This is a genomic window from Janthinobacterium violaceinigrum, assembly GCF_009208555.1.
In the GTDB taxonomy this organism is placed as follows: Bacteria; Pseudomonadota; Gammaproteobacteria; order Burkholderiales; family Burkholderiaceae_D; genus Janthinobacterium; species Janthinobacterium violaceinigrum.
Window position 1 is genome coordinate 184085 of the sequence record NZ_WFLI01000009.1, and the last position, 15110, is coordinate 199194.

The 15110-nt window shown below is 64.3% G+C and carries 12 protein-coding genes; 5 read left to right on the forward strand and 7 right to left on the reverse strand.

Features of this window, described 5'->3' with window-relative positions; translation table 11 throughout:
* Positions 1 to 50: 50 nt before the first annotated feature.
* Positions 51 to 2969 carry a hybrid sensor histidine kinase/response regulator gene (locus GCN75_RS10525; protein ID WP_226941269.1) on the forward strand — a complete coding sequence of 973 codons (2919 nt, stop codon included), beginning with the start codon at positions 51 to 53 and terminating at the stop codon, positions 2967 to 2969.
* Here the strand turns inward: GCN75_RS10525 and GCN75_RS10530 are convergent.
* Both GCN75_RS10530 and GCN75_RS10535 read right to left on the reverse strand, forming a co-directional pair.
* On the reverse strand, positions 2954 to 3865 hold the full coding sequence (locus tag GCN75_RS10530) for an alpha/beta hydrolase (RefSeq protein WP_152282474.1): 912 nt from the start codon (positions 3863 to 3865) through the stop codon (positions 2954 to 2956). The genes GCN75_RS10525 and GCN75_RS10530 overlap by 16 nt on opposite strands.
* A gap of 47 nt (positions 3866 to 3912) precedes the next feature.
* Positions 3913 to 7050, reverse strand: a complete 3138-nt coding sequence (locus GCN75_RS10535) for an NAD(P)-binding protein (protein WP_226941271.1) — start codon at positions 7048 to 7050, stop codon at positions 3913 to 3915.
* 167 nt (positions 7051 to 7217) lie between these two features.
* Here GCN75_RS10535 and GCN75_RS10540 point away from each other — a divergent pair, with 167 nt between their 5' ends.
* Together GCN75_RS10540 and GCN75_RS10545 are read left to right on the forward strand one after the other, a co-directional pair.
* Positions 7218 to 7799, forward strand: a complete 582-nt coding sequence (locus GCN75_RS10540; protein ID WP_226941277.1) for a phosphohydrolase — start codon at positions 7218 to 7220, stop codon at positions 7797 to 7799.
* Between the two features lie 364 nt (positions 7800 to 8163).
* Positions 8164 to 8763 (forward strand): response regulator, encoded by a 600-nt coding sequence (locus GCN75_RS10545; protein WP_226941279.1) that lies wholly within the window; start codon positions 8164 to 8166, stop codon positions 8761 to 8763.
* A gap of 416 nt (positions 8764 to 9179) precedes the next feature.
* Here GCN75_RS10545 and GCN75_RS10550 read toward each other — a convergent pair whose 3' ends face one another.
* The gene (locus GCN75_RS10550) at positions 9180 to 9401 is read right to left on the reverse strand and encodes a hypothetical protein (protein ID WP_152259390.1); all 222 of its coding nucleotides are present in this window, start codon (positions 9399 to 9401) and stop codon (positions 9180 to 9182) included.
* A gap of 221 nt (positions 9402 to 9622) precedes the next feature.
* Between GCN75_RS10550 and GCN75_RS10555 the strand changes: the two genes are divergently transcribed.
* Together GCN75_RS10555 and GCN75_RS10560 are read left to right on the forward strand one after the other, a co-directional pair.
* Positions 9623 to 10210, forward strand: a complete 588-nt coding sequence (locus GCN75_RS10555) for a chromate transporter (RefSeq protein WP_152282475.1) — start codon at positions 9623 to 9625, stop codon at positions 10208 to 10210.
* Positions 10207 to 10791: a chromate transporter gene (locus GCN75_RS10560; RefSeq protein WP_152282476.1), complete on the forward strand. Its 585-nt coding sequence runs from the start codon at positions 10207 to 10209 to the stop codon at positions 10789 to 10791. The genes GCN75_RS10555 and GCN75_RS10560 overlap by 4 nt, the downstream gene beginning before the upstream one ends.
* A 5-nt stretch (positions 10792 to 10796) precedes the next feature.
* On the opposite strand, the gene urtE is transcribed toward GCN75_RS10560, so the two are convergent.
* From urtE to urtB, 4 genes are read right to left on the reverse strand one after another with little or no spacing between them, the layout of a single operon-like run.
* A complete protein-coding gene (gene urtE / locus GCN75_RS10565; protein WP_152282477.1) occupies positions 10797 to 11495 on the reverse strand; it encodes an urea ABC transporter ATP-binding subunit UrtE in 699 nt (232 codons plus the stop codon).
* An 18-nt stretch (positions 11496 to 11513) separates the two neighbouring features.
* Positions 11514 to 12344 carry an urea ABC transporter ATP-binding protein UrtD gene (urtD, locus tag GCN75_RS10570; protein WP_152282478.1) on the reverse strand — a complete coding sequence of 277 codons (831 nt, stop codon included), beginning with the start codon at positions 12342 to 12344 and terminating at the stop codon, positions 11514 to 11516.
* Positions 12341 to 13456: an urea ABC transporter permease subunit UrtC gene (gene urtC, locus GCN75_RS10575; RefSeq protein WP_193317449.1), complete on the reverse strand. Its 1116-nt coding sequence runs from the start codon at positions 13454 to 13456 to the stop codon at positions 12341 to 12343. Before urtC ends, urtD begins: the two co-directional genes overlap by 4 nt.
* Positions 13453 to 15054 (reverse strand): urea ABC transporter permease subunit UrtB, encoded by a 1602-nt coding sequence (gene urtB, locus GCN75_RS10580; RefSeq protein WP_152282479.1) that lies wholly within the window; start codon positions 15052 to 15054, stop codon positions 13453 to 13455. Before urtB ends, urtC begins: the two co-directional genes overlap by 4 nt.
* Between the last annotated feature and the right edge of the window lie 56 nt (positions 15055 to 15110).

Genomic DNA, 15110 nt, shown 5'->3' on the forward strand with positions numbered 1-15110 from the left:
CCGTGTGCCACCGAGAGTCGATTAAAATGGGCACTCCACAGCAAACGGCGTTGCCGCCAGTTCCCGCGCGACCATCACCCTACCCATCGATGCCAGCCTTCCCGCCCCCTACCAGCCACCGCGCTTCCAGCTCCCGCGTCAGCGCCTGGCTATGCGGCTGGCTGTTCGGTTTTCTATTCAGCCTGCTGGGCCTGGCGGACGCGGCGCAGGCGGCACCTTTACCTCTGAGCAAGCAAGGCATCGCGCACCTGGGCAGCGGCGGGCAACTCTTTTTCGCCGGAGATGAAGCCGCGCCTGCCGATGCCGCCGCCCTGCCCGCCTGGCTGGCGCGCCAGCGCCCGGCCGGACAGGTCGACCTGTTCGGCGGCGCCTACTGGCTGCATGCGCAGGTGCGCAACGACAGCAACGTCGCGGCCTGGGTCATCGACCCGAACGACACCCTGATCGACCTGGTCGACCTGTACGTGTATGGTCCCGGGCCGCACGCGGCGCCGCAGACCTTGCTGACGGGCTACCAGCGCCCGCATGAGTATTTACTGCACTACGGCAAGGACGTGCAGCTGGCGCCAGGCGCCACGTATGACATCCTGATCCGCTTTTCCAGCCCCTATTACGCGCGCGCCCCCATGTTCGGCGTGAAGACACAGCACGATTACCGCAAGCTGGTGGGCAAGGAAAATTTCCTGATGGTGGCGTCCATCGGCGCCCTGCTGGCACTGGGCCTGTTCAATTTCTTCATCTTTTCCATCACCCTGGAAAAAGCCTCGGCGTATTACGCGCTGTACGTGCTCACGTACGGCCTGGCCTGGGCCATGACCTTCCACGTCTTTGCCGACCTGTTCGACTGGCACCTGCTGCAGTTGCATTACGTGCCGTTTTTCCTGCTGCCCGTCTTCAGCACTTTGTTCTACACGCATTTCCTGCGCCTGCGCGACTACTCGCCCCTGCTGTACCGCATCAGCAAGGTTAACCTCGTGCTGCCCCTGCTGCTCCTGCCCAGCTGCTTCTTCGCCCTGTCGTATGCGCACACGCTGGCCACGATCGCCATCAGCATCTGGATGTTGCTGGCGCTGATCTGCGGCATCGTCGTCTGGCGCCGCGGCTACCAGCCGGCCCGCTTCTTCGTGCTGGCCTTCGTCGCCCTGATGCTGCCCGGCTTCCTGATCCTGCCCGCCAACCTGGGCCTGATGCCGGCCATGGTGGCCAACGCCCAGCTGGTGACCTTGCTCGGCGGCACGCTCGACGGCTTGCTGCTGGCCTTTGCCCTGGCCGACCAGATCCGTTTGTTGCGCAACAACCTGGAACAGCGCGTGCAGGAACGCACCCTGGCGCTCACCCTCAGCAACGATGCCCTGCTGACGGCCAAGGAGCATGCGGAAGTGGTCAGCCGCCACCGCATCGACTTCCTGTCGGCCATGAGCCACGACATCCGCACCCCGCTGGCCGGCGTGATCGGCATGCTGAAATTCGCCCTGCGCGACCAGTCCGTCAAGGGCCGCACGCAGGAATACCTGCGCATCGGCCTGCACAACGGCGTCTCGCTCCTGACCATCCTCAACGACATCCTCGATTTCTCGAAGATCGACGCGGGCAAGCTGACCCTGGAAACCGTGGACTTCGACCTGCTGGCGCTGGTCGGCGACGCGGCCGGCATCGTGCAGGGCCAGGCCGACGCCAAGAGCCTGCTGCTGCGCCGCGAACTGGCGCTGGACCTGCCCCGCTACGTGCGCGCCGACCCCACGCGCCTGCGGCAGATCCTGATCAACCTGCTGGGCAATGCCTTGAAGTTCACGGCCAATGGCGAAGTGCTGCTGGAAGTGCGGCGCGCCCGCACGCCGCCGCGCCGCGACGGCCGCAGCGAGATCGACTTCATCATCAGCGACACGGGGCCCGGCATCGACGCCGATACCTTGCCGCGCCTGTTCCAGAAATTCGAGCAGGCCGACCATTCCACCACGCGCCGCTACGGCGGCACGGGCCTGGGCCTGGCCATCTGCAAGGAACTGGTCGAACTGATGGGCGGCACGATCGGCGTGGAAAGCCGCGTCGGCATCGGTTCGCGCTTTCATTTCACCCTGCCGCTGCAGGACGGCAGCGCGCCGGCGGCCGATGCGCGCCGGCCCCAGCGCCACGCGCGCCACGCCTGCCGCCTGCGCATCCTGTGCGCCGAAGACGTGCGCACCAACCAGATCATCATCGGCACCCTGCTCGAAAGCATGGGCCATGACGTGACCATCGTGGAAAACGGCGAGCTGGCGCTGCGCGCGCTGGGGACGGGCGCCTACGATTGCGTGCTGATGGACGGCCGCATGCCCTCGATGGACGGCGAACAGGCCGCGCGCCTGATCCGCGACGGCGGCAACGCCGAATTTCCCATTCCCGACACGCACATCCCCATCCTCGCGCTGACCGCCAACGCCAGCGAACATGACCGGCAGCGCTACCTGGCCGCCGGCATGGACGACTTCCTCAGCAAGCCCGTCGACGAAGCGCTGCTGTTCGAGAAGATCGACGCCATCATCGACCTGCTGCTGGCGCGCGGCCACGCCCTGCCGCCGGCCGTGCCCAGCGAGGACGAGAACCTGGCGCGCCAGTTCGGCCTGGACGGCGGCGAGCCGCCCGCGCCGGCCGATCCCATGACGGCGCCCGTGCACATCCTGCCGCTGGCGGGCCTGTCGCCGCAGCACCTGCAGCGCATCGCGCAAGCGTTCCTGACGGAAGCGCCGCGGCGCCTGGACCTGGCATGCCACGCCGTGCGCGACGGCAATGCCAGCGCGGCCGCTGCCGCCTTCCACGCCTTGAAAGGCAGCGCCGGCTACCTGAGCCGCCCCACCCTGCACGGCCTGTGCCACCAGATGGAAACCCTGGCCTCGAACGGCCAGCTCGATAACGTGGAACAGTTCCTGCCGCAGCTCCACGCGGCGCTGGATGCGGCGCGGCGCGACCTCGAAGTTCAGCCTGGCGCCTGAGGCATCCAGCCATGCGCCTGCAGCCACGCCAGCAGCAGCTGCGGCCACGCGGCCGGCTCGCTGCCCCGCTTGCCCAGGCCCCAGCCATGGCCGCCCTGCTGGAACAGGTGCAGCTCCACGGGCACGCCCGCGCGGCCCAGGGCGGCGGCCATCAGCCGGCTGTTCTCGGGCGGCGAAATGGGGTCGTCCAGCGCCTGCGCAATGAACATGGGCGGCGTGCGCGCATCGACGTGCAATTCCACGGACATGGCGTCGCGCGCCGCCTGCGCGGGGTGGCTTCCCAGCAGCTGCTTCTTCGCATGCGTCGTGTCGTATGGCGGCTGCATGGTCAGCACGGGGTACAACAGCACGGCAAAGTCGGGCCGCGCGGACACGGCATCGAGCGCATCGGCAGGCGCATAGCGGGCCGCGTCGGGCTCGACGGCCGTCATGCCGGCCAGGTGCGCGCCGGCGGAAAAGCCCAGCATGCCGATGCGCGCCGGGTCGATCCGCCACTCTTTGGCACGCGCGCGTATCACGCGCATGGCCCGCTGGCCATCCTGGAATGGCGCAGCCACCCCGCCGCCTTCCTGCGGCAGGCGGTACACGAGTTCAAACGCCGTGATGCCCTGCCCCTGCAGCCAGCTGGCGGCCGGGCCGCTTTCCTTGCCCGCCTCGATATGCGCATAGCCGCCGCCGCTGACCAGCACGATGGCCGTGCCGTTCGGCTGCGCCGGGCGGTGCACGATCAGATACGGCTGATCGACCTGCGTGATGGAACCCTTGGCGCTGTCGCGCTGCGGGCCTGGTGCCGCGCCACCGGGCGGCGCGCCGGGCCACAGCACGATCGCGCCGGGCGGCGCGGCGCCCCCGTGCAGGTGGACGAAGACCAGGCATAGCAGCATCAGGCGTTTCATGGGCAAGCTCGCGCAGGGAACAATGAAACGCCATCATAGCGAAATAACTAAAAATCCGTCTCGCCCTGGATCACGGCCGGATACCCCGTCAGCGCGCGCGAGGTCTGCATGCCCGCCATCACGGCCGCCTCCACGCAGCCCGCGTTGATGCCCGTCCTGATCCAGTCGCCCGTCAGGAACAGGTTGGAAAAGCCCGACTGGTCGGTGGCCAGCCGGTACTGGGTGCTGCCCACCACCGACATCACGTAGCGCTCGGACGGGTCGACATTGGCGCGCCAGTACTGGCTGTCGAAGCGCGCCGGCCCCGTGCCAGCCTTCGCATCGACCAGCCATTGCCACGGAAACGCGCCGGGTCCGCCCGCCTCGGGCCACAGGGCGCCGATTTCGCGGTCCAGCTGGTGCAGCGCGCCCGCCTTGGCGCGTGCCGCGCAGCGGGCGGGGAAATCCGTGTCGGTGACGGGCGGGTAGCTGTCGACGGGGAAGGCGCTGCAAAAATAGGACACGTTCTTCGGCGCCAGTCCCGCCGGCCAGTCCTCGTGCGCCAGCAGCTGGTCCATGGGCGCCCACGTGTCGTACGGCTCCGTGAAGGCCGACAGCACGGGCTGCTGGCCTTTCGGCTGCGTGGTCCAGCCCATCTGACGCAAATCCTTGTTGAGCCACACCTGGTAAGCCTGCGTGGCCACGGTTTGCACCTTGTCCGCCGCCAGCTGCAGGGCCGGGCTTTGCGCCAGCAGCTGCGGGCACAGGGCCGGCAGCGAGCCGATCGAGATGCCGAACACCACCTTGTCGAAATCGACGCCCTTCTTCAGGACCGTGGCAGGCAGCTGCCGGCCGAACGCCTGCTGGTACTGCTGCGGCCAGTCGCTCCAGTACGATTCCAGGTTGATGTTTTTCGCTTGCAGCAGGGCCGCCTGCGCGGGATCGAGCTGCGTGTAATCGGGCGCGCTGGGCCAGCACGCCAGGCCTTTCACGTCGACCAGCGGCGCATAGCCGGCGGCGGGATCCTTCAATTGCACCTGCTGCGTGATGCGGATGCTGTCGATGTCGCCCGCGCCCGGCACCAGTTCTTCCACGCGCTGGAAGAACCTGAATTCCACGCCCCGCTTGCGCAGCACTTCGTACAGGGGCGTGAAAATCGTGTCGCCCATGCCGGCCTGCATCTTGAACATGATGCCGCCCTTGTAGGCCAGGCCGATGCGCGCCATCGCCCGCAGCAGGGTGCCCGCCTCGATGTTCGGTTTGGAAAAATCGCCGCCCTCGTAGGCGAACACCAGGTCGTAGAAGCCCCGCACGGGCGCCGAATTGACGCTGAACTGCTCGTCGCCGCCGTGTTTTTTCAGCCAGGCGCGGAAATCAATGTCGTTGATGACGTCAAAGCCGTTCTTGAACACGCCATCCTCGAACATGCCCTTCATGACCGTGATGCCCAGATCCAGGCAGGTGAACAGGCGGCGCAATTCATCGTCGCCGTCGATCAGCGCGCGGTAGCGCAGGCGCAGCCAGGCGCGGATGCCGTTCAGGGTGCTGGCCAGCAGCTGGTGGCGGGCCTGGTCGTGGCGCGTGGAATCGGGCGCCAGGTCGGCCACCAGCGCCGCCAGCGCGCCCACGGACAGACCCACGTCCAGGCCCAGTTCATCAGCCTGCCCCACCACTTCGTCGGCCAGGCGGCGCAGCCAGCCCGGCCACACGCCCTCGCCTTGCGATGCGCTGGCGCGCACGATGCGCGCGTCCGCGTCCGCCACTTGCCGGATCTGGCGTATCCACTGCTCGATCCATCCCACCATGGCGATGGCCATCTGCCACAGGGTGATGTCTTCGCCGCCCTCGCCCGGCTCGCCCGGCAAGGTGGGAAAGACGATGGACCAGTTGCGCCACTTGCCCTTGACGTCTTCCGACAGGGCCACGTAGTCGTGCTGCTTGAAGGCGTCGCGCCAGGTGGCCAGCGGCGCGCCGGGCGGACGGTCAAGGCTGGCGTAGGCTTCCTTGATCATCCTGAAGGCGTTCGCGTAGAAGCCGAACCAGATGTGCAAGCCGTGCTCCTCGATGCGCTGGCCCGCTTGCGCATTGCGTCCGCTGGCGCCCTTGCCGCCCAGGCGCCAGCCCAGCTGGTACACGGTGATCGCGTGCCGGTTTTGCCAGCCCGGCTGGTTCGTCAGATAATACGCGGCCGTCATGGCCGCCACGCCGCCGCCCAGGATGGCGATCTTTTCGGGCGCGATGCGGGAATTGTCGACCAGCTCCTCGCCCGGCATGGCCGTGAAATCGAAGTTCACATTGAACGGCAGGATCGCCGCCTGCGGCCCCAGCTGCAAGCCCAGGGTCTGGTCCAGCGGAAAGCTGTCGAACGCGTGCACCGTGCATTCGTATTCGTAGCCCAGCAAGCGCGCACTGTGCAGGCGGTTGATCTCGGCCGGCGCGGCCACCAGGGCCTGGTACACGGCCTTCACACCCGCGCTGTCGGGGAATTGCTTGAGGAAGATCTGGTCGATGCGGGGGTTGCGCAGCAGGGAAAGGATATCGGCCCAGCCGGCCTGGTCCATGTCGAAGAAATCGGGGATGGAGAGGAAGATCTTGAACGCCTGCTCGATGAGTTCGAGAAAGCTGTTGACGGGTTTATGCTGTCCCGTCTGCACCGTGGCGTTGACTTCCAGCAGCGGGTGCAAGGCCAGTTTCGTTTCCGGCGAAAAATGCTGGAAACCCTTGGCGGCCACGGAGCAGCGCAGCGGCTCGCTGCCGGCAGCGGGAATCTCGTACTCGCACAGGTATTTCGGATAGCCAAACAGTTCGCGCCCGTTGATCAGGGCCATCGCATCGTCGACGAAGATATGGCACGGATACCAATAGATATGCGCGAGCTTGCCCGCCCCGTCCATCTCGCCGACCATGATCCAGGTGACGATATCGACTTCCGTGATCCAGCCCTTGGCCTGGTCGACGGGGTTGCTGGAGTCGGCATGGTTGACGCGCGTAAACGTCAGCATCACATACGGCGACAGGGCTTTCAGGGTCATCTTGCGGCCCGCCACCTGGTTCAGGGTGGTGTTCACGGTCGCCTGCAGCTTCGCCAGGTTGCCCCTGACGAAATAGCCGTACATTTCCGACTGTTTCAATTGCAGCGGCGAATGCATCATCACCGAACCGCCCTGGTAGATATACGAAGGTCTTGCCGAAGGTATCGCCGTCATTGCCCTGTCCCCCCTTTAAGTTTCATTCAAACAAGATTTCTACAGTGTATTTGAGAAATATCAATGAATGATATGAAATAAATTAAAGGATTTGCCAAGATGCATAGGCTCAGCAGGAAACAGCTTGCGCGCGGCAGGCGGGGCAAGCCCGGGCCATCGGGTGTACGATGAAAGCTCCTGACCGTTCCGAGCACCGCGCCATGGCAATGATTACCACCGATTACGTTTCCACTTATTCCGGCAACCGTTTTTATCCGCTGCGCCCCCATATCGACAAGGTCGCCATCGAAGACATCGCCCACGGCCTCGCGTACCAGTGCCGTTTCAATGGACAGACGCAGGTGTTTTATTCGGTCGCCCAGCACAGCCTGATCGTCGCCGGGCTGGTGCCGCCCCATCTGCGCCTGGCCGCCCTGCTGCATGACGCGGCCGAAGCCTACCTGGGCGACATGGTGAAGCCCTTGAAAGTGCTGCTGCCGGAGTTTGCCGCGCTGGAAGACAAGGTGAGCGCCATCATCGCTGCCACCTATGGCCTGGATTTTTCCGATTACGCGCCCATCAAGCGGGCCGACCTGATCGCGCTGGCCACGGAAAAGCGCGACCTGATGCCCCATTCGGCCGAACGCTGGGCCTATCTTGACGGCATCGTGCCCTTGCCCGGTATAATCGAAGCCATGGGACCGGCCGAGGCCAAGCAGCGCTTCCTGCATGCGTTTGCCCAGCTGGGCGGGCTGGGGCTGGCGGCATGAAAGCTTCTCCCACAGTCTCACGAACGGGCGCTAAGCCCCGGTTTTTGCACGGCTTTTTTAGATATCCACAGCAACTGTGGATAAAGTTGTTGATAAGCCCCTCTTGACAAGCCGCAACACCAGCATTGATGCGGGTTTCAACAATTTGCTGATTTCACAGGCAATTTTTTACCCCAATGAAATCAATGACTTAGAATCATGCATTTGCGCTAGCGCAAAGCTTCTCGGCCATTATGAAAATATATTTTGCGGTGCATCAGGCAAGCTGGCGCCAGGCCGTCTTGCCTGAACAGCATTGTTTTGACAAACCCCGCAGACTGGCATAGTGTGGAGTGAGCGAGCACGATCAACGGTGGATAAACGCATGAATATGGATAGCGACAGCGCCGCCAAGGGGGCGGACGAACCCGACTGGCTGGTCGACGACCCGCTCGAGAAGCCAGATGCGGCGGCAGAACCGGTCACCGCAGCGCCATGGCGCGTGCTGATCGTCGACGACGATGTCGACGTGCACGTGGTGACCAAGTTCGCCCTCAGCCAGGCCAGCTTCCAGGGACGCAGGCTGAGCTTTTTGCACGCGTATTCGGGCGCCGAGGCGCTGGCCTTGCTGCGCAGCACGCCCGATATCGCCGTGGTGCTGCTCGATGTGATCATGGAAACCCAGGATGCCGGACTGCAAGTGGCGCGCCAGGTGCGCGAAGAACTGCACAACAGCGCCGTGCGCATCATCCTGCGCACGGGCCAGCCCGGCCAGGCGCTGGAACACCGCATCATCATCGATTACGACATCAACGATTTCTGGTGCAAGACCGACTTGACCACGCGCAAGTTGTTCACCACCGTGATCGCCTCGCTGCGCACCTACGCCAGCTTGCGCGAAGCCCAGCAACAGGTCGCCAGCCTCGCTGCCGCCCTGGCCCAGTGCGGCGAAGCGCCCCCGGCGCCGGCCGGCGGCACGCCCTGAGCATCGGCCGCTACTTTTAGTCATAAAACAAGAGCACTGGATGGGCATACAGGCTTGTCCCGCACCCCATTTTGACCGGCCCGGATGCGCCATCCGCTGCGCCGAACGGCCGTCATTATCTAAGTGGCGGATTGTTAAGCGCTTTTTCAGATATCCACACGGACTGTGGATATCTTTGTGGATAAGCGCCTATTGACAGGCCTCAAAGCCACAGCCAGTGCGGCTTTCAATAAACTGCTCAATCAAACAGCAAAAATAAATCCCATTAAAATCAAATACTTAGAAACTCACACATAATCACAAGAAAATTATTTCGCCAATTTCGCTAACCCATCATTTGTGCATAACTGAGCCGTAGTGATCAATCCGACAACAGCGGACTAGCGATGCCAGCAACACAGTTGCCGTGCGGATATTCAATGCACGGTCTGGCGGCGCTGCTCCGGATGCAGCAGCACGCGTTCGATCAGTTCGGGCGCGATATTGTATGACTTCAGGTATTCCAGCGCGCACAAGGTACTGAAGGCAGCCTGCACGGCGATACCCAGGTTGACGATATCGGACATCTTTTGATCGACCCGGGCATGCAGCACCACGGTCTTGACGGGCATATGCAGCGTTTCTGTGGAATTAGGCATGGTGAACAACTCCTGCGTAGGGGGACGGAACGGAGGGAGACGGCGTAGCGGTGCGAACCGCGCCAGCGCGGACAGGGACAGCGGTCATGTTGCCGATCAAAGTATTGCTGATAAATTCTCGATGTCAATGGCAGGGAAACATGAGCCACGGTTTTTTCTTGCAGGCACGAGCTCAGCCGAAAGCGATGGACAAGCGCGATCGGCCACGGCGATAATCAGCCATGCCCTCGCCTTCGCCCCTCCCGCCCGACCTTCCCCGCCCGCAACCCGCCTCGCTTGCCGACCTGTTCTTCTCGTTCACCTGGCTGGCCCTGCAGGGATTCGGCGGCGTGCTGGCCGTGATCCAGCGCGAAATGGTCGAACGCAAGCGCTGGCTGACGCAGGAGGAGTTCCTGGAAGACTGGGCCGTCGCGCAAATCATGCCCGGTCCCAACGTGGTCAACCTGTCGCTGATGGTGGGCGGGCGCTATTTCGGCTTGAAAGGGGCATTGACGGCGCTGGCCGGCATGCTGGCCGTGCCGCTCGTCATCGTGCTGGTGCTGGGCGTGCTGTACACGCGCTTTGGCGACAATGCGCACATGGCGGGCGCGCTGCGCGGCATGGCGGCCGTCTCGGCCGGCATGATCGCCGCCACGGGCGTGAAACTGGCCGCCGCGCTGGGCAAGCATCCGCTGCCCCTGTGGCTAACCCTGCCCCTGGTCGTGCTGGGCGTGCTGATGGTGGCGGTCTTCCGCTGGCCCCTGCTGTACATCCTGCTGGGCCTGGGCGGCATCGGCTGCCTGCTCACCTACCGGAAGCTGGCCGCATGACGCCGCCCCTGCAACTGGTCTTGAGCACGGGCGACTGGCTGAACCTGTTCGGCCATTACCTGATGCTGTCGCTGATGTCGATCGGCGGCGCCATTTCCACCACGGCGGAAATGCACCGTTTCCTCGTCGAGCAGCATGGCTGGCTGACGCAGGCGCAGTTCAACGAATCGATCGCCATCGCGCAAGCGGCACCAGGGCCCAACGTGCTGTTCGTCGCCCTGATGGGCTGGAACGTGGGCATGAACGCGGGCAGCTATGCCGCCGCCTGCCTGGGCGTGCTGGTGACCATGGTAGGCATCATGCTGCCCAGCACCACCCTCACCTACGTGGCGGCCCAGTGGGGCTACCGCAACCGCGACCTGCGTCCCGTGCGCGCGTTCAAGCAAGGCATGGCGCCCATCGTCGTCGCCCTGCTCATTTCCACGGGCATGATACTGGGCGGCGCCAACCATCGATGGAGCACCGACTGGCCCCTGTGGAGCCTGTCCATCGTGGCCGGCCTCATCATCTGGCGCACGAAAATCCATCTATTGTGGCTGCTGGCGGCCGGCGCCGTGCTGGGGTGGCTGCAGCTGGTGTAGAACGCCTACACGGCCAGGTGCCGCTTCACCTCCTCGCCATCCATCTGCGCCGCCTTGCCGCTGGCCACGACACTGCCCCGCGACAGCACGATAAAGTCGTCGGCCAGTTCGCGCGCGAAATCGAAATACTGTTCGCACAGCACGATGGCCATGTCGCCACGCTGTTTCAGCAAGCGGATCACGCGGCCGATATCCTTGATGACGGAGGGCTGGATGCCTTCCGTCGGCTCGTCGAAGATGATCAGCTGCGGCTCGGCCAGCAGGGCGCGGGCGATGGCCAGCTGCTGCTGTTGTCCGCCGGACAAATCGCCGCCGCGCCGCTGCAGCATCTCTTTGAGCACGGGAAACAGTTCATACACGTGCGGGTCGATGCGCGACGCTGCCCTGCCCCGCTTCACCGCCATGCCCATCAGCAGGTTTTCCTCGACCGTCAGGCGCGCAAAGATGTCGCGTCCCTGCGGCACGTAGGCGATGCCCAGCTTTGCCCGCGCATGCGGTGCCAGCTTCGTGATGTCGCGGCCATGGAACAGCACCTGGCCCTGCGCCACGGGCAGCACGCCCATCAGGCATTTCAACAGGGTCGTCTTGCCCACGCCATTCCTGCCCAGCAAGGCCAGGCATTCGCCCTTGCGCGCCGACAAATCGATGCCGCGCAAGGTGTGCGAGGAGCCATAGTATTGGTTTAATTGTTGCACTTCCAGCATAGTCTGTGATCTCCCCTATTACCGTCCCAGATAGACTTCGATCACGCGCTCGTCCGCCTGCACCTGGTCCATGCGGCCCTGGGCCAGCACGGCGCCCTCATGCAGCACGGTCACGATGCCCTGCTGCGCAATCTCCGTGACGAACCCCATGTCGTGCTCGACCACCATAATGGAATGCTTGCCCCGCAATTCATTAAGCAATTCCGCCGTGCGCGCCGTTTCCGCATCCGACATGCCGGCCACGGGTTCATCGAGCAAAATCAGCTGCGGCTCCTGCATCAGGAGCATGCCGATTTCCAGCCACTGCTTTTGCCCATGCGACAGCAAGCCGGCCAACCGCCCCTCGTGGCCATGGAGGCGGATCAAGCGCAAGATCGCTTCGATCTTGCCTGCCTGCTCGGACGTGAGGCGCGCAAACAGGGTGGGCGCCACGCGCTTGTCCAGCTTCATCGCCAGTTCCAGGTTGTCGAACACCGTATGCTGCTCGAACACGGTGGGGCGCTGGAACTTGCGGCCGATGCCCGCGTGGGCAATCTGCGCTTCCGTCATGGTGGCCAGGTTCATGGTCTGGCCGAACCAGGCCGTGCCCGACGTGGGGCGCGTCTTGCCGGTGATCACGTCCATCATGGTCGTCTTGCCCGCCCCATTCGGACCGATGATGCAGCGCAGCTCGCCCACGGAAATATCGAGGCTCAGTTTATTGATGGCCTTGAAGCCGTCGAACGATACGCTGATATCTTCCAGGTACAGGATGGCGCCATGCGTCGTGTCGACGCCCTCGCCTTTCACGCGCGCATACGTGGGGCCCGCTTCGGCGCTGGCCATGCCGGGCAGCATGCGGATGCTCATGCGGCCTCCTCTGCCACGGCGGGCTTGCGTTTGAACTTGTCCAGCACGCCCAGCATGCCTTGCTGCATGAACAGGGTCACGCCGATGAACAGCAGGCCCAGCGCGAACAGCCACAGTTCCGGCAAGGCGGCCGTGAACCAGCTTTTCAGACCGTTGACGGTGAAGGCGCCCAGAATCGGACCGAGCAAGGTGCCGCGTCCGCCCACGGCCACCCACACGACCATCTCGATGGAATTGGCGGGCGACATTTCCGACGGATTGATGATGCCCACCTGCGGCACGTACAGGGCGCCGGCGATGCCGCACAGCACGGCGGATAAAGTCCACACAAACAGCTTGAACCACAGCGGGTTATAGCCGAGGAACATCAAGCGTGCCTCGCTGTCGCGCACGCCCTGCAGCACCCGCCCCAGCTTCGAGCGGACGATGGCGCGCGCGCCCACCAGCGCGGCCAGCAGGAAGGCCAGGGTCAGCAGGAACAGCACGGCCCGCGTGGCAGGCTCCGTGATGCTGTGGCCAAGAATGGTCTTGAAATCCGTGAAACCGTTGTTGCCGCCAAAGCCGGTGTCGTTGCGGAAGAACAAGAGCATGAACGCATACGTCATCGCTTGCGTGATGATGGAAAAATACACGCCCTTGATGCGCGAGCGAAACGCAAAATAGCCGAACACGAAGGCCAGCACGCCCGGCACCAGCACGACGAGGGCCATGCAATACCAGAAATGTTCCGTAAACGCCCAGTACCACGGGTAGGTTTTCCAGTCGAGAAAGACCATGAAGTCGGGCAAGCTGCTGTGGTACTGGCCCTGGTCGCCGATGGCGCGCATCAGATACATGCCGTGCGCATATGCACCCAGCGCAAAGAATACGCCATGGCCGAGGGACAAGATGCCCGTGTAGCCCCAGACGAGGTCCAGCGCCAGCGCGGCCAGCGCGTAGCACATGAACTTGCCCACCAGCGCCACCGTGTAGGCGGACACGTGCAGCGCATGGCCTTCGGCAAACATCAGATTAAACATGGGCAACAGCGCCGCCAGCACCGTGCATCCAGCGATGGCCATCCACACGGGCCTGGTAAACAGGCCCTCCTTGCTTCGGAGCGAGTTAATCATTCGACGCTGCGTCCCTTCATGGCAAACAGGCCCTGGGGCCGGCGCTGGATAAAGATGATGATGAATACCAAAATGGCGATCTTCGCCAGCACGGCGCCCGCCACCGGTTCGAGAAATTTGTTCACTTCGCCCAGGCCCAGCGCGGCGATCACGGTGCCGGCCAGCTGGCCCACGCCGCCCAGCACCACCACCATGAAGGAATCGACGATATAGCTCTGGCCCAGGTCCGGCCCCACATTGCCCAGTTGCGACAGGGCCACGCCGCCCAGGCCCGCGATGCCGGAACCGAGGCCGAAGGTCAGCATGTCGACCTTGCCCGTTGCCACGCCCACACAATCGGCCATACGGCGGTTTTGCGTGACGGCCCGCACGAACAGGCCCAGCCGCGTCTTGTTCAGGATCAGCCACACGGCCGCCACGACCACGATGGCAAAGGCGATGATGGCCAGCCGGTTGTACGGCAGCACGAGGCCGCTCAAGACCGTCACGCCGCCCGACATCCAGGCGGGATTGGCCACTTCCACGTTTTGCGCGCCGAAGATCGTGCGCACCAGCTGCATGAGGATCAGGCTGATGCCCCAGGTGGCCAGCAGGGTTTCCAACGGCCGACCATACAACCAGCGGATGACCGTGCGTTCCAGCACCACGCCCACCAGGCCGGAGACGAAAAAAGCGGCCGGCAAGGCGGCCAGCAGGTAGGCGTCCTGCAGGCCGGGCAGATAGGTGCGGAAGAACAGCTGGCACAGATATGTCGTATAGGCGCCTATCATCAGCAACTCGCCGTGGGCCATGTTGATGATGCCCATCAAGCCAAACGTGATGGCCAGGCCCAGCGCGGCCAGCAGCAGCACGCTGCCCAGGGAAATGCCGTAAAACACATTGCCGGCAAATTCCATGCGCTGCACACGTCCCTTGATCTGGCGCATGGTCTCGATGGCGGCCAGCTGCACGCCCTCGTCCGGCTCGCCGGCCTTGCCATCCGGCCCTGTATCGAGCATGGCTTGCAGCACAGGCAGCAGGCGCGCATCGCTGCTGCCCGCCAAGGCCTGCACGGCGGCCTTGCGCGTGGCCGCGTCGGGCGCATGCAGGTTGGCGCTGGCGATCAGCACCTGCAATATCTGCCTGATGTCGGCGTCGCTTTCCTGCGCCAGCGCGGCGCGGATCAGGGGCAGCTGGGCGGGATCGACTGCCTTTTGCAAGGCTTGCGCGGCAGCCAGACGCTGGGCGCGCTCCGGCGCCAGCAGCTGCAAGCCCGACAGGGCGCCGGCCACGGCCGCCCGCAAGCGGTTGTTGACCATCACGCCATCGATGCCGTCAGGCAGCGGCACGCGCTTGCCGCTGGCCGGGTCATACGCCTGCTCGCCATCGACGATGTAGACCTTGCCATCGGGCGCGGCATATAAAGCGTCGTCCTGCAAGGCTTGCAGCACCTTGGCGGCCTCGGGCGTGGCCAGGGCGGCGATCTGCGCCACGGCAGCCACGCGAGCGTCGGGGTCGTCGCCGGCCAGCGGCTTGAGCAGGTCCGCAGGGATGGCGGCATGCGCCATGGACGACAGGCACAGGCAGGCGAGGACCAGCAGTTTGAATAGGAGCTGCATTTGCGTTCCAAAGAATGACTGCACAGGGATCTATGCTTACCCCAAAGGCGAGGACT